Source organism: Flavobacterium sp. WG21 (genome assembly GCF_000335775.1).
Taxonomy (GTDB): domain Bacteria; phylum Bacteroidota; class Bacteroidia; order Flavobacteriales; family Flavobacteriaceae; genus Flavobacterium; species Flavobacterium tructae.
Genome location: NZ_AMYW01000005.1, coordinates 63211 through 79588 on the forward strand (window position 1 = coordinate 63211; position 16378 = coordinate 79588).

General features: G+C 37.7%; 10 protein-coding genes. 9 read left to right on the forward strand and 1 reads right to left on the reverse strand.

Going from position 1 to position 16378, the window contains the following annotated elements; all coding sequences use genetic code 11:
* Nucleotides 1-1623, forward strand: coding sequence for a UxaA family hydrolase (locus tag C245_RS0105675; RefSeq protein ID WP_017495614.1), 1623 nt, complete (start codon nucleotides 1-3; stop codon nucleotides 1621-1623).
* A gap of 254 nt (nucleotides 1624-1877) precedes the next feature.
* Here C245_RS0105675 and C245_RS0105680 read toward each other — a convergent pair whose 3' ends face one another.
* Nucleotides 1878-2906 (reverse strand): LacI family DNA-binding transcriptional regulator, encoded by a 1029-nt coding sequence (locus C245_RS0105680; protein ID WP_017495615.1) that lies wholly within the window; start codon nucleotides 2904-2906, stop codon nucleotides 1878-1880.
* A 282-nt stretch (nucleotides 2907-3188) separates the two neighbouring features.
* Between C245_RS0105680 and C245_RS0105685 the strand changes: the two genes are divergently transcribed.
* The 8 genes from C245_RS0105685 to pelA all read left to right on the forward strand — a co-directional run bounded on the left by C245_RS0105685 (nucleotide 3189) and on the right by pelA (nucleotide 16277).
* A complete protein-coding gene (locus tag C245_RS0105685; protein WP_017495616.1) occupies nucleotides 3189-4616 on the forward strand; it encodes a glycoside hydrolase family 28 protein in 1428 nt (475 codons plus the stop codon).
* Between the two features lie 46 nt (nucleotides 4617-4662).
* A complete protein-coding gene (locus C245_RS0105690) occupies nucleotides 4663-7839 on the forward strand; it encodes a TonB-dependent receptor (protein ID WP_017495617.1) in 3177 nt (1058 codons plus the stop codon).
* Nucleotides 7840-7849: 10 nt separating this feature from the next.
* Entirely contained in the window at nucleotides 7850-9541 is a 1692-nt protein-coding gene (locus tag C245_RS0105695; RefSeq protein WP_017495618.1) for a RagB/SusD family nutrient uptake outer membrane protein, read from the forward strand.
* Between the two features lie 119 nt (nucleotides 9542-9660).
* Nucleotides 9661-10605, forward strand: coding sequence for an alpha/beta hydrolase (locus C245_RS0105700; protein ID WP_017495619.1), 945 nt, complete (start codon nucleotides 9661-9663; stop codon nucleotides 10603-10605).
* A 3-nt stretch (nucleotides 10606-10608) separates the two neighbouring features.
* On the forward strand, nucleotides 10609-11574 hold the full coding sequence (locus tag C245_RS0105705) for a DUF4861 family protein (RefSeq protein ID WP_017495620.1): 966 nt from the start codon (nucleotides 10609-10611) through the stop codon (nucleotides 11572-11574).
* A gap of 146 nt (nucleotides 11575-11720) precedes the next feature.
* Nucleotides 11721-12950 (forward strand): glycoside hydrolase family 105 protein, encoded by a 1230-nt coding sequence (locus tag C245_RS0105710; protein WP_232424332.1) that lies wholly within the window; start codon nucleotides 11721-11723, stop codon nucleotides 12948-12950.
* Nucleotides 12951-12972: 22 nt separating this feature from the next.
* Nucleotides 12973-14193 carry a glycoside hydrolase family 105 protein gene (locus C245_RS0105715; RefSeq protein ID WP_017495622.1) on the forward strand — a complete coding sequence of 407 codons (1221 nt, stop codon included), beginning with the start codon at nucleotides 12973-12975 and terminating at the stop codon, nucleotides 14191-14193.
* Nucleotides 14194-14267: 74 nt separating this feature from the next.
* Nucleotides 14268-16277: a pectate lyase gene (gene pelA, locus C245_RS0105720; protein WP_017495623.1), complete on the forward strand. Its 2010-nt coding sequence runs from the start codon at nucleotides 14268-14270 to the stop codon at nucleotides 16275-16277.
* The last annotated feature ends 101 nt before the right edge of the window (nucleotides 16278-16378 follow it).

Consider the following 16378-nt stretch of genomic DNA (forward strand, 5'->3'; position numbering starts at 1 on the left):
ATGGCAACGCAAAAAAAATTAATAAAAGTTCATCCTACAGATAATGTAGCAGTAGCTTTGGTAAATCTTTCAGCAGGTGAGGTGATTGATTTTGAAGGTTCTGCCGTTACTGTTGAGAGTGATGTGAAGATGAAGCATAAAATTGCGATGGTTCCTTTTAATACAGGAGACAGGATTATTATGTATGGAGTTCTGGTAGGAAAGGCGAGTGCTAAAATTGAAAAAGGAGGTTTGCTTTCTACGGCTAATGTCAAACACGAAAGTGATAAAGTAACCGGAAAAACAGAAACGATTGGCTGGACGGCTCCCAATATTGAGAAGTGGAAAGACAGAACTTTCATGGGCTATCACAGAGAAGACGGACAAGTTGGAACCGAGAATGTATGGTTGTTTTTTCCGTTAGTATTTTGCGAAAACAGAAACATCGAAATTCTAAAAGATATTTTCGAAAAAGAATTAATGAAACCCAAAGAGAACGATTATCAGTTGTTACTGCGTTCTTTGGTTAAATCAGAAACTGGTGGAGCCGGAAATGAAGCTGCTTCAAACGATGCTAATTTATTCAACAACATCGAAGTAAAATTCATCACACATCAGGGTGGTTGTGGAGGTATTCGTCAGGATTCGCATAGTCTGGCCAAATTATTGGCAGGATATGTAAACAATCCAAACGTGGCGGGAGCAACTGTATTGAGTCTGGGGTGTCAGAACCTGCAAATTCAGATTTTTAAAGATGCTTTAGATGCGATAAATCCAAACAGTAAAAAACCGGTTTTGATTTACGATCAGCAGCAAATCGGGACAATCGAAGCCATGTTGAGTAGTGTGGTAAAAGATACCTTTGAAGCCATTAAAAAAGCAAACGAAGTACAAAGAACTCCGGCACCTTTATCCAAACTAAAAATAGGTTTAGAGTGTGGTGGATCTGATGGATTCTCCGGAATTTCGGCTAACCCGACTCTCGGAGTAACTTCAGATTTACTGGCCGCTTTAGGAGGAACTACCATTCTTTCGGAGTTTCCTGAATTGTGTGGAGTAGAGCAGGAACTAGTTAATCGTTGTGTCGAAGAGGAAAGTGGAGAACGCTTTTTAGAATTAATGAAATGGTATGAAAAAACCGTAGTAGATGCCGGTTCAGGTTTTGATATGAATCCTTCTCCGGGTAACATCAAAGACGGATTAATTACCGATGCCATGAAATCGGCAGGAGCCGCTAAAAAAGGAGGGACATCACCAATTACCGGTGTTTTTGACTATGGTGAATACATTTCGAAACCAGGATTAACGCTGCTTTGTACACCGGGTAATGATGTGGAGTGTACAACAGCAATGGTAGGTTCAGGAGCAAATATGGTATTGTTTACCACTGGCTTAGGTACTCCGACAGGAAATCCGATCGCGCCGGTAGTGAAAATTTCATCCAACACCGATCTGGCTAAAAAAATGTCCGATATCATTGATATTGACACTGGCGGTATTATCACAGGAGAAAAATCCATCGACGAAATGGCTGATGAAATGTTGGAGTTTATTATCGATGTTGCCAGCGGTACCATTAAAACCAAAGCTGCAATCTTAAACCAAAACGATTTTATTCCCTGGAAGAGAGGGGTTTCACTCTAGAAAAATAAAGCATTATATAAAAAAACTCACTTAACAGTGAGTTTTTTTTGTTTGAACCATTAAGATATTAAGTTTCATTAAGTAGTATAGAAGTTTTACTTAACCTGTTGTGTGAAATTTGTTTTAACACATAGAAACATAGTCTTTGGAAGCTTAAAAAAGGCAAAAACTTAATCTGTCTTAATGTCTTAATGGTTTGAGGAAAAAAAAGGCAAAACTTAATTTGCCTTACTATCTTAATGGTAAAAAATAACTTAAAAGCTAGTTCTTGATGACGATTTACGAATGTGTAATTCCGGAGCAAGAACTACCTTTTTTTCTATTTTAATCGTCTCCGTTTTGTCCACCTGTTCCAGAAAAACACGAGCAGACATTTTACCCATTTCAAGCGGAGACTGATCTACAGAAGTAATCGATAATTCCATAAATTTCGTGAAAGGTTCATTACTGAAACCCGCTACGCAAAAATCTTTAGGAATACTGACATTTCTTTCTTTAAGTTCCTGAATAGCACCTAAAGCAGCAAAATCACTCGATGAAAATATAGCATCAGGAGGTGTTTCCAACTGAAGTAAAAGCTCTATGGCCTGTTTTCCGTGGTCAACAGTACTTTTTACAGGAATGACATATTTTTCGTCAAATGTTATTCCATTGTCTAATAAAGCCTGTTTGTATCCTAAAAATCGGTTCTTAAAGATTTCAAGCGACTGATCTCCTGATAGGTGGGCAATATTTCTACAGCCTTCATCAATTAAATGTTTAGTCGTTTGGTAACCGCCTCTAAAGTCATTTATGGTTACAGAACTGACTCCGTCAATATGTTTGCTTCTGTCGAAAAAGATAAGCGGAACATTTTTTTGCAAAACATATTGAAAAGCACCGTCGTTTTCTCCCGTTACATCGGTAACCGACATGATGATACCGTCAACCTGGGCATCTATTAAAGTATATAAGTTTTCGTTTTCTCTTTTCGGATTTTCGTGCGTCTGGCAAATAATTACCTGATAACCATGTGGATGAAGTTCTTCTTCTATTCCCCGAATAACCGAAGCGAAAAAGTTGCTGTCGATACGCGGAACTATAACGCCAATATTATTACTTCGGCCGCTTTTTAAGGCGAGCGCCAGCTTATTTTGCTTATAGTTCATTGAAGCCGCAGTTTTAATAACCAACTCGCGCGTGCTCTCTTTTATTTTCGGATTATTGTTTAATGCCCGCGAAACGGTAGCAGCGGTGATATTTAATTTTTCGGCAATATCGTAAATGGTTATCTTTTCGCTCATTAAAAATGGTTTTTCATATTTATCTCTGACAAAAATACATTTTTTTTATAACGTTTTACATATTGTTATCGATTACCATAATTTATAATTAAAACGATTTCGATTCTACAATGATAATAAATTATCTAATTTTTTACATTAAGTGTAATTATATTCCGTAATAAAAATTAAATATATAATTAATTTTCAAATAAATTTGGTGCATTAAAACTATTTTTCTACTTTCGTGTAATCGATTACATAATTACACTGTTTTGTAAATCAATCCTAAAATAGAATAACATGATTACAGGGAAAGTTAGAATGTTTAAATCAGTTTTAATGGCAGCTACAACAGCTTTCACGATGCTGTCTTGTGGAAAGCAGGCTTTAACTGTTTCTGAATCTGATCCCTGGAAAAACAAAGATTTAATTGTAAAGAGTATCTCTAAAACCCGTTTTTTAGATAAGACCTATAATGTTAATGATTTTGGAGCAGTCGCTGATGGAAAGACATTAAACACACTGGCCTTTGAAAAAGCAATAAAAGCATGTGCTCAAAACGGCGGAGGAAAAGTGTTAATCCCTGCTGGAAAATATGTAACAGGCGCCATACATTTAGAGAGTAATGTAAACCTGCATTTAGAGGATCATGCGGAAGTCCTTTTTAGCATCGATCCCAAAGAATATCCTATGGTTCACACCTCCTTTGAAGGAACAGAACTGATGAATTATTCGCCACTTATTTATGCCAAAAACAAAACCAATATAGCCATTACCGGAAAAGGAACCCTAAACGGACAGGCAGATGCTACGAACTGGTGGATTTGGTCCGGTGGTAAAGATTACGGCTGGAAAAAAGGAATTCCCTCGCAGAATGATCCTCAAAATCGTGCTGTTTTGATCGATATGGCCGAAAAAGGGGTTCCGATAAAAGAAAGAATTTTTGGTGAGGGGCGCTATCTGCGACCTAATTTTATGGAGTTTTTTGAATGTAGTACCATTTTGGTTAAAGATGTTACCATTATAAATGCTCCCTTTTGGATTTTACATCCTTTAAAATCAAACAACATTATCATTGACGGAGTTACCGTAAACAGTCATGGTCCTAATAATGACGGTTGTGATCCTGAATATTCACAAAATGTACTTATCAAGAATTGTACTTTTAATACTGGTGACGATTGTATCGCGATCAAAGCAGGTCGCGATGGCGATGGGCGACGAGTAGCAATTCCAAGCAAAAATATTATCGTTCAGAACTGCAAAATGATCGACGGTCATGGCGGAGTAGTTATTGGAAGTGAAATATCGGCCGGTGTCAATACTATTTTTGTAGAAGACTGCGTCATGGACAGTCCAAATTTGGATCGTGCCATCCGAATCAAGACCAATTCAAAAAGAGGCGGAGTCATTGAAAATGTATTCGTTCGAAACCTTGAGGTGGGTACTGTAAAAGAATGTGTTTTAAAATTAAACATGTTTTACAATGTTTACGGTTCACAAACGGGCAATTTTATTCCAACCATCAGAAATATCAGCCTGGAGAATATAAACGTCAAAAATGGAGGGAAATATGGAGTATGGGCAGAAGGCTATGAGCAATCTCCTGTAGAAAATATTACCCTTAAAAATGTTGTCATTCAAAAAGTAGATTCAGTGCATTTGCTTAAAAATGTGAAGAACATACAATTTATTAATACCTATATCAATGAAAAAAAAGTAGAATAACTTACGAATTAAAAACTATCAATTAACCAAACCATTTTAAAAAACTATGAATACCAAACAACTATTAAAGAAAAAAATAAAATACAGTCTTGTATTTTTATTTTTCCTGAATTTTTTGTTGAGCAGTGCAATTTATGCGCAATCGACTATAGTGGAGGGGAAAATTACAGATGCTGCGGGATTATCATTGCCTGGTGTAAACATTCAGGAAAAGGGAACTAAAAACGGAACCTCTACAGATTTTGAAGGAAGTTTTAAAATAAATGTGACCAATAATAAAGCGATTTTAATTGTAAGCTACTTAGGCTTTCAGACACAAGAAGTGAGCATTGCAGGAAAATCGAAAGTAAATGTGAGCCTGGCAGAACAATCCAATTCACTAAATGAAGTAGTGGTTGTAGGATATGGTACCGCAAAGAAAACAGACCTTACCGGAGCAGTCAATACTTTGTCGGCAGCTAAAATTACCGAAAGAAACGTTACAAATCCGATGGAAGCCATTCAGGGAGGTATTGCGGGAGTTCAGGTAACTTCAAACAGTGGCCGTATTGGTGACGGTTTTAACGTTGTGATCAGAGGAACAAACTCGATCAATAAAGACGGTTCTAAACCTCTTTTTGTGGTGGATGGCGTACCAACAGATAATATTGACTTCCTGAATCCGCAGGACATTGCGAGAATGGACGTATTGAAAGACGCATCTTCTGCAGCCATCTATGGTTCCAGAGGAGGAAGCGGGGTTATCATTGTAACAACCAAAAGCGGAACAAGCGCTAAGTCTGGTGTTACCGTTACTTTTGACAGCTCTTACGGTAACAAAGAGGCTGTAAGATTACCAAAATTAATGAGTCCTGAAAAATGGTGGTATTACCACCAATCGGCATTTTTGGCAACTACTATTTCAGCTACCAATCCAACCTATAACGATATTGATGCTTCAGAATTGAATGCTGCTGTAGGACAGGCCGGTACAAACCCTGTGTTATTTCAGAGAGTAGCTAACAATCAAAGCTACAACTGGCAGGATGCGGTTCTTAAAGGTGGGATGATGCAAAACAATTACTTAAATGTTTCCGGTCGTTCCGATAACGGACTGTCGTATAACATTGGTCTTGGAGCTCAGAAAGAAACGGGAGTAATTGACAATGAAGGAATTGATAAATACAATTTTAAAGCAGGTTTGAATCATAAAATAAACGACAAAATTTCATTTGGAGTTAACCTTACTATTTCTAAGACCTCTGAACAGCTAGGGAGCCCAACAGCCATGCAGGAAGCTTTCAGACAAAATCCATATACTTCGCCTTGGGCGATAGATGCAGCCGGTAATGAAATTGTTGGAACTTATGCACAACAACCAGGTACATTGAGATATCCTAACGGAAATTTAGCGATTAACAAAACAGGTTCTTACAATCCGCTTTTAGAAATTGCAAATTCAACAGACGAAATAGAAAGATTTACTACCCTTGGGAATATCTTCGGAGAGTATAAAATCAACAGCTGGCTATCGTTTCGTTCTACTTTTTCAGCAGGAAAAATGGACGCGAGAGAAGGAAGATCATTTGGTGCTCAAACCGATTTTGGTCTTAAAAATAAAAGTTTGCCATCCGGTGACGTAACCAATGTGAACAATTTTAATTATACATGGGACAATCAGTTTAACATCAATTACACGTTGAATAAAGACCATGTTTTTAGCTTTTTAGGTCTTCAAAGTTTCTATTCTAATACTACCGAAACGTACTTTTCAGCGTCAAGAGAAAATCCTTTTGAAACCAGTTTTTACAATTTAGGTTCAGGAGTTCAGTCTACCTACTCCTTGACACCATCAAGTGGTAGTATCGCCTTAATTCCTTCAGGCGTGTTCACTCCGTACTCTAAAAATACTTTAGAATCGTATGCGGCCCGTTTCAATTATGCCTATCAGGGACGTTACTTGCTAACCGCTTCGGTACGTTATGACGGATCATCTGTTTTGGCTGAAAATAATAAATGGACTGCTTTCCCTTCTGTCGCTTTAGGATGGAATGTTCATGAAGAAGGATTCATGAAAAAATTAGATTTCGTTTCTAATTTTAAATTAAGAGGAAGTATAGGTTATACCGGAAATGACAATGTTAGCCCTTATTCAAGTTTAACTGTTTTAAAAAATCCTGCTTACTATGATTTTAACGGTACCATTGCCAATGGGTTTACTACTTCAAGTTTAGGAAACACCAATCTGACCTGGGAGAAAACAAAAGAGGTGAATTTAGGTTTGGATTTCGGATTTGCTCACAATAGAATTTCAGGTAGTGTAGACGTTTACAATCGTTTGTCTAAAGATTTATTGTTTCAACAAGCCCTTCCGTTAGAAATCGGAGTACCAACTATTACTTCTAATGTAGGTTCTATCAGAAATAAAGGTATTGAGGTGGCCTTGGTTACTAAAAACATTCAGACTAAAAATGTTACCTGGGAGACCAGCTTCACTTTTACTAAAAACGTAAACAAACTGGAGTCTATTTATGGTCAGGATCAGGTAAGTGATGTTGGAAATAATTTATTTATCGGAGAAAATGTTCATTCGTACTACAACTATGTTTTTGATGGAGTATGGCAGGAAAGTGAAGCAGCGCAGGCCCTTTCTTACGGTCAGAAACCGGGAGAAGCAAAAGTAAAAGATTTGAATAACGATGGAAAAATTGACGCCAATAACGACAGAGCTATTTTAGGAAACTACGATCCTAAATGGTCCGGAAGTTTCTCTACTACTTTAAAAGTAAAACAATTTGATTTGTCAATGTCGTTAATCACCAATCAGGGAATGACTGTCTTTAGCGGATTCCACGACAACTTTGCAGATGTTACCGACAGAGGACGTCAAAAATTAGATCTTGGAGACTGGTATATTCCGGCTAATGGCGCAGGTATAGCGGCTCAGTATTCCAATACAAATCCGTTACCACGTGGAGCAGGAGTTTATTATGATACCAATAACGTAGCATTTTACAAAGACGCTTCATTTGTAAAAATTCAAAACATCGCTTTTGGGTATAGTTTTGATCAGGATTTAGTGAACAAATTGAAAATTAAAAGTTTAAGACTTTATGTGAATGTGTTGAATCCTTTTGTATTTACCAATTACGAAGGATATGACCCTGAATGGGCAACTGCAGCATTAGCAGTGAATCGTGTGGCGACAAGGACCGTTCAGATGGGATTAAGTTTAAAATTTTAAATTAAGAAAAATGAAAAAAATAGTAGTAGTTATAGCAATACTGGCGACGACATTTAATTCGTGCTCCAATTTTATCGAAGAAGACAACCGTGCCTTTGGTTCGGCAGAACAATATTTTCTTACTGCTCCCGGGTTTGAGTCATTGGTCAACACCAATTATGCCACTTTAAAAGACATATACGGCGGTGATCCGTGGCTGTTTGAAGCAGGTACCGATATGTACTCTGAAGGAAGAAATCAGGAACCGGAAGGATTGGCTAAATATTTAACCCTTTCTTCTTCGTCAGCCGGAGTAGATTTATTGTACAGAACTTGTTACATGGCCATTCAGCAAGCCAACAAAGGATTGTATTATTCAACCCTTACCGAAAAAGCAAGTACAGTAGATACAAGAGTAGGCGAACTGAAATTTTTAAGGGCAAATGCTTATTTCCTTTTGGTTCAGACTTATGGAGGCGTTCCGATTGTATTAGAGAATATTAATACTGCTATTACCTCTTTCGACAGAAATTCAGCAGAAGAAGTATACACACAAATTTTAAAAGACCTTAACGAAGCGCTTCCGGCAGTGGGTACAGGGGCTTATACAGGAAGAGTGAATAAAAGAGCCGTTCAGGATTTATTAGCAAAAGTATATTTGACTAAAGGCTACGAAACTTTTGGAACACCGGCAGATTTTACTACCGCAGCTTCTTTAGCAGATCAGGTAATTGCCGGACAAGGACTTAATGTATCTTTTGCGGATGTGGTAAAACCGGGGAACGAGATGAATGCCGAAACCATTTTCTCCGTTCAGTTTTCAGTAGCTTCGAATGCTACAGGAGTAACAGCGTTGGGAAGTTCACAAAACTACTGGTTTAGTTCGTACTTAGGCGCAGCAGCAGCGGGTAACCCATATCCAAACAGAAGTTACACACTTTGTCCTACAGTTTACGCATTATCATTGTATGAGCAGGGAGATAAACGTTGGGAAAATACCTTCATGACCGAAATCTACAGCCGATACTACGATTTTTATACCGTAACGGATAAAACGGCTTTGAAAATTACAGATTTTTACGAGCCACGCTGGTTTACTTTAGCTGACAGAGCTGCCTGGAATACCGCTAATGCTTCAAGAAAAGCCAATGCAGCAACTTTCAGATACCACAATTGGGGAACTTATTCTTCGGCTGCCGCTTCAGGTGGTGATTACAACCTGATTCCGGTTCGTAAATTCGACGATCCAAATGCACCATACAGCGGTGCCACCAGTGCCAACTACAACACTACACCGATCACCCCAGCAACCAACAGAAGCAGTACCCGTGATTTTATTGTAGCAAGGCTGGGAGAAACCTATCTGGTTGCCGCCGAAGCTTACTTTAAAGCAGGTCAGCCAGCGACAGCTTTAACACGTTTGAATGAAGTAAGAAGAAGAGCAGGAGGCGGAGTTGTAGGAGCAATTCCGGTAATGACGACTATTGATATCAATACCATATTAGACGAAAGAGGAAGAGAACTATTAGGAGAATACCACCGTTGGTTCGATTTGAAACGTACCGGTACATTGGTACAAAGAGCAGTTTTATACAATCCTAAAATCACCAATGCCAACGTATTTAACGGACAGAATGGTAATCTTAAAATTTTAAGACCAATACCACAGTCAGCATTAGATTTGAACAGAAGTAAAAATTACCCTCAAAACCCGGCTTATTAAAAAGGTTTTTATGATTAGTGGTTTTAAAAATTTTGAGGTTACGTTTTTTTGAGGAAGTTAAAAAGGGGCCTGATCCTGAATCAGGCTCCTTTCTTAACGAATAAATCAGATAAGTAAAAATGAAAAGAATAGGAATTGTTTTGTGGCTCTTTTCGAATATAGTTCTGGCGCAGAATCATAATACTGCAGATACTTCTTATACCGTAAATAGTACATATACTAAATTGATTAAGAAATATCCGTTTATAAAAATAGCAGAAGCGAAAAACAGGGCAAATGTGATTCAAATGGAGAATATAATCTATCACAAGAGTCAAAACAGAGCATTACATCTCGACGCCTATTGGAACAAAACTGAAAATACAAATCCGGGAGTAATTTTGATTCATGGAGGAGGCTGGAAATCGGGGAATAAAAATCAGATGCAGGTTTTGGGGCAGGAAATCAGTTCAAAAGGATATTCCTGTTTTGCCATAGAATATCAATTATCGCCCGAAGCAAAATATCCGCAGGCAGTTTATGATGTAAAAAATGCCATTAAATTTATAAAAGAGAATGCGAAAGAATTTCATGTAGATCCAAACAAAATTGCCGTACTTGGATGCTCTTCAGGAGGTCAGATGGCAGCTTTGATTGGTACAACAAATAAAAATTCCGCTTTTGAAGATTCTGCGAACAAGAGTAGATTCTCAACAAAAGTGAACGCAATAATTGATGTAGATGGAATTTTAGCTTTTAAACATCCGGAATCGGAAGAAGGAGAAATGGCTGCTTTTTGGTTAAACGACACTTATCAGGAAAAACGGGAGAACTGGGAAAAGGCATCGGCGTTAAACCATACCGATAAAAACACTCCGCCGACACTGTTCATCAACAGCAGTTTTGATCGGTTTCATGCAGGAAGAGAGGATATGATTACAATTTTAAACCAAAATAAGATCTATAATGAGGTCAGAACCATAAAAGATTCACCGCATTCCTTTTGGTTTTTTCAGCCATGGTTTGAAGAAACGGTTCAATATACAACACAATTTTTAGACAGAATATTTAAACAATTACAGTAAAAAATGAAAACAAAAATCACAATAGCAACCTTACTTTTAGTCGGTATTACAGCGGTTAAGGCACAGAAATATGATATGAAAACCGCAAAAACGTATGCCGAAATTTCTGCTAAAACAGACGGAAAATGGGAAGCCCGTAAATATATCGGAGGAACTGTATTTAAAAATGTGGACAGACTTAAACTGGCACCGGAGCATACAGACCATTCTTTTGACATTCGTTACGAAGGACCAGGCTGGGAAAGCAATCGAATAGGATATCGTTTGTACTTAGACTGGCGAAATGCGATTGACATTTTCGGTAAAAAAACATCAGAAATTGTTTTGCCAAAAGTAGGTCAGGATAATTTTGATTCCTATCACGAGATGAGCGATTGGGGAGCCGATATTCTAAAAGCAGGAAAAGGAATCGGGATAGGATCCATAGATCGCTACTTAAACAATGAAAAATTGCATTTCTATGAAGTGGATTCGACTATTGCAACAGTAGTAAACAAAACCAATGAATCGGGTGTAAAAGTGCAATATTATGGATGGAAAACGGCTTCGGATAAAATTGATTTTACCTCAGTTTTGACCATTAAACCAAATGAACTGTACACGCAGCATACCATTCAGGCATCCAAAGAAATAAAAGGAATCTGTACCGGAATTGTAAAGCAGAAAAATACGGAGCTTCTTAAAAAAGAAAGTAAAAATAAAAAATGGGCTTATCTGGCCACGTATGGTCAGCAGTCATTAGTTCCGGACAAATTAGGAATGGCCATTTTTTATCAAATTAATACCATCGAAAATACTCCCGATACAGATTTAGATTATCTTTTAGTATTTAAGCCTACTACAAAAGCAACTTCTTTTTACTTTTTAGGTGCATGGGAACAAGAGCCAAACGGAATTAAATCGAAAGAAGAGTTTGTGAAATATTTAGATCAAAAGTTGGAAGTATTGAACAAAAAGGGTAAGATGTAAAAGAGTAAAGAGTAAAGAGTAAAGGGTAAAGAGTGCCAGAGATTAAAAGGATTAAAAAATCTGCATGATCTGCATGATCTGCGAGAGAAAAAATATTCGCAATTTAATACACAAGTTAACCTAATCTATTTTAATCTGTGGCAAAAATGACCTACTGCCAGAATATTAGTTTTATGTTTAAACTGACTTTTATAAAAATCAATTTGATTGTTTTACTGTTGATTTTCAGTACTAAAACAATGGCGCAGACGACTGAAAATAGCGTCTTACCTGACAATTTAAAGTGGTCACAGAGAACAGCACTTACTATTTTGGACAAATATCCAAAAGCCTGGCAGATCGATGGAACTGAAAAGCCTAAATGGGATTATAAAATGGGATTTGTTTTGTTTGCTTTTGAAAGATTATATCAGAAAACAAATGATAAAAAATATTTCAATTATATCAAAGAATATGCAGATGAACTGATTGATGCCAATGGGAAGATCACTAAGTATGATAAGAACGAGTACAATATTGATTGTGCCAACCCGGGCAAACTGTTGTTCGGACTTTATGACGAAACTAAGGACAAACGGTATTTAGAAGTACTACAGGAGCTCCGGGGTCAGTTAGAAAATCAGCCCAGAACCGCAAGTGGAGGATTCTGGCACAAGCAAATTTATCCCAATCAAATGTGGATTGATGGTTTGTACATGGCCGAGCCTTTTTACACTCAATACACGGTGAAATTTGAAAATGGGAAAGCTTTGAACGATATTGCCAAACAATTTGAATTGGCGCACGATCATTTGACAGATAAAAATACAGGCTTGGTTTATCAGGCTTGGGACGAGAGTAAGGAAATAGCTTGGGCAAATCCGCAAACGGGGACCTCGCCAACCATCTGGGGACGTGGTATAGGCTGGTACATGATGGCTTTGGTAGAAACATTGGAATATTATCCAAAAACACACCCCAAGTACAAAGTGCTGAAGGAATACGTGAATCAAATCGCCAAAACTGTCGTACAGCATAAAAGCGCATCAGGTTTATGGTATCAGATTGCTGATAAGCCTGAAATAAATGGGAATTTTTTAGAAGCATCATCGTCAGCCATGATTATTTATGCTTTAGCAAAAGGAACAAATAAAGGATATTTGAATTCAGTCTATAAAAAGACAGCGCAAAAGTCATTTGAATCCTATGTAAAAGAATTTGTGATTACAGACGATCAGGGCCATATTGTGATTTCAAAGGGATCTTCGAATGTAGGTTTAGGAGGAAAACCATTTCGGGACGGATCAAATGAATATTACATCAAAAGTAAGGCAAAGGACAATAGTTCACTGGCTCTTGCTGCATTTTTGCTGAGCGCATTAGAATTAGATAAATAGTAGAATTTTAAATAAAGTATCAATGAGAAATAAGAATACAAAAGGTTATTTTACAGCAATGACGTTGGTTTGTCTGATGGTCTTTGCAAGCTGTAAAGTGACTTCGCAGGAACCTTCAAACAAAGAAATTGTGATCGGAAAGGATTTAAAATGGTCTGATAAAATGGCTTTGACTTTAATGAAACGTCATCCCGAAAGTTATAGGATCGATGATTCAAAAACAGCAAAATGGGATTATGTTCATGGATTGGTTTTACATGCTATTGAAGAACTGAACAAAAAAAATCCGGATCCGAGATACGCAGCCTATGTAAAAAGCTATGCAGATGTTCTTGTTCAAAACGACGGAACGATTAAAACCTATGAACTGAACAAGTACAATATTGACTTAATTGTACCGGGACGCTTGTTGTTTGATATTTATGCTACTACCAAAGAAGAAAAGTATTTAAAAGCGCTTCAGCTACTACGCAAGCAGTTGACAGAGCAGCCAAGAACAGCCAGTGGTGGATTTTGGCACAAACAAATTTATCCGAATCAAATGTGGTTGGACGGTTTGTACATGGGCGAACCATTTTACGCCCAATATACCGTTACCTTTGAGGGAGGAAAAAGCCTTGATGATGTTGCGAAACAATTTGAGTTAATTCAATTGCATGCAACAGACCCAAAAACAGGTTTGTTGTATCACGGTTGGGATGAGAGCAAACAAATGCCTTGGGCAAATAAGGATAACGGAACCTCTCCGAACTTTTGGTCAAGAGCTTTAGGCTGGTATGTAATGGCATTGGTTGATGTTTTGGATTATTTCCCTAAAAACCATCCGAAACAAAAAGAACTGGTAAAATACCTGAATACGGCTTCGGTTGCTTTGGCTAAATATCAGGACAAATCCGGTTTATGGTATCAGGTTACAGACAAAGGCGGGGCAGAAGGAAACTATCTTGAAGCTTCGGGATCGTCAATGTTTGCTTATGCTTTTGCAAAAGGAGCGAACAAGGGATATCTGCCTGCAAAATATAAAAGTTTGGCCAATAAAGCTTTTGACGGTTTAACCAAACAATTAATCAGGGTAGATGCTGATGGCGGAATCACACTTACGCAAGCCTGTCAGGTGGCAGGTTTGGGAGGGAATCCATATCGTGATGGATCGTATACCTATTATGTAAACGAAAAGAAAAAAGACAATGATCCTAAAGCAACCGGACCATTTATTCTAGCAGCTATTGAATTAAACAGATAATATAGAACTAACCCGACAGGTTTTTAAAACCTTTTGGGTTTAATTGGATTAGAATAACAAAATAAAATTTTAAAATGATTAAGTTAAAAAATATTCTGTTGCTTTTTGGTTTGGCTCTGAGTTTTGGTATTCAGGCACAGAACACCTATAAAAATTGGCCGGATATCATTCGGAAAAATGATGCAGCCTGGTTTGGTACCGATGAAGCCAAAAATATAGCAGAGAATGTACTGCTCTACCAAAGAGAGATTGGCGGGTGGCCCAAGAACATTCAGATGCAGAATGAATTAACGCCGGAGCAGAAAAAGGATTTACTGAAGCTTAAAAAAACAACTGCAGAAACGACTACAGACAATGGAGCAACGTGTCAGGAGATGCTTTTCATGTCTAAAATGTACGCGCAGGTAAAAGACGACCGATACAAAGAATCGTTTTTAAACGGATTGAATTATTTGTTGGAAGCCCAATATAAAAATGGGGGATGGCCTCAGTTTTACCCTTTAAAAAAAGGCTATTACACGCACATCACATACAATGATGATTCGATGGTGAATATCCTGAACATTATACGTCAGGTAAGCGAAGAAACCGATTATTTTAGTATAAAACCGTCTAAAGCAATTGTCGAAAAAGCGAAAGAATCTTTCCGAAAAGGAATAGATTGTATTTTAAAAACACAATACAAACAGAATGGTACTTTAACGGCCTGGTGCGCACAACATGATGAGGTTACTTTAGCACCTGCAAACGCAAGAGCATTCGAACTGGCATCGTTAAGCGGCTCTGAATCCGCAAAAATTGTATTGCTTTTAATGTCGATCGAAAAACCTTCTCCTGAAATTATTGCAGCGGTACAAAGCGCAAAACTTTGGTTTGAAAAAACAAAAATCACCAACTTGGAAGAAAAGCGTGTTTTAAACGACGCCGGAAAAGTGATCGATAAAAAAATGATCGTAACACAAAATGCAGCCCCAATCTGGGCGAGATTTATGGATCTTTCTACCAATGAGCCTTTCTTTTGTGATCGTGACGGAATCCGAAAAAAATCAATAGAGGAAATTGGTGCCGAAAGACGAAACGGCTATTCCTGGTATTCAGACTCACCCAAAGAAGTACTTAAAAAATACACCGCCTGGGCTGTAAAAAACGGAGTAAAAATAACGTCTAAAGAATCTTCAGATACCCAAAAAAGTAACCGGATTACCGTTGCTTTAGACGGTTCGGGAGATTTTACAAAAATTCAGGATGCCATAAATGCGTGCCCTTCTTTTCCTTATGAAAAGGTAACTGTTTTTGTGAAAAACGGAATTTACAAGGAGAAAATCCGTATTCCGGAATGGAACAGTCAAGTGGCTTTAATTGGTGAAAGCAAAGAAAATACCATCATTACTTTTGATGATAATTTCTCTAAGATTAACGTGGGGAGAAACAGCACTTTTCATACCTATACCCTTTTAGTGGAAGGCGATGATTTTTCGGCATCCGATTTAACGATCAAAAATGCTTCAGGTGATAACGGTCAGGCCATTGCACTGTCTGTTGTAGCAAACAGAGTTCAGATTTCAAACTGTTTAATTCTCGGAAATCAGGATACGCTCTATTTGTCCGGAAAAGAAGCCAAACACTACATTAAAGACAGTTATATCGAAGGAACAACCGATTTTATTTTCGGAAGCGCAACGGCTCTATTTGAGAATTGCGAGATTCACAGTATCAAAAACTCCTATATTACTGCTGCTTCAACACCTGAAGGAACCGCTTTTGGATTTGTTTTTAAAAATTGCAAACTCACAGCTGAGCCGGCAGCAACAGCGGTTTATCTGGGCAGACCTTGGCGTATCTATGCCAAAACCGTTTATATGAACTGTGACATGGGAAAGCATATCAGACCGGAAGGCTGGGAAAATTGGTCAAAACCGGAAGCCGAAAAAACAGCTTTTTATGCCGAATACAATTGTAAAGGCGAAGGAGCTTCCTCTGCAAAAAGAGTTTCATGGTCGCATCAGCTTGAGAAGAAAGATGCAGAAAAATATACGATAGACAACATTTTGAAAGATTCAATTCCTCAATGGTATTTGAGATAGAAAAAATGGCATGCAGATGACACAGATTATTTTTTCAAATGTAAAATGTGAGATGTGGTTAAAAAAGAAATCAGCGTAAATCGGTTAAACCTGTTTCAATC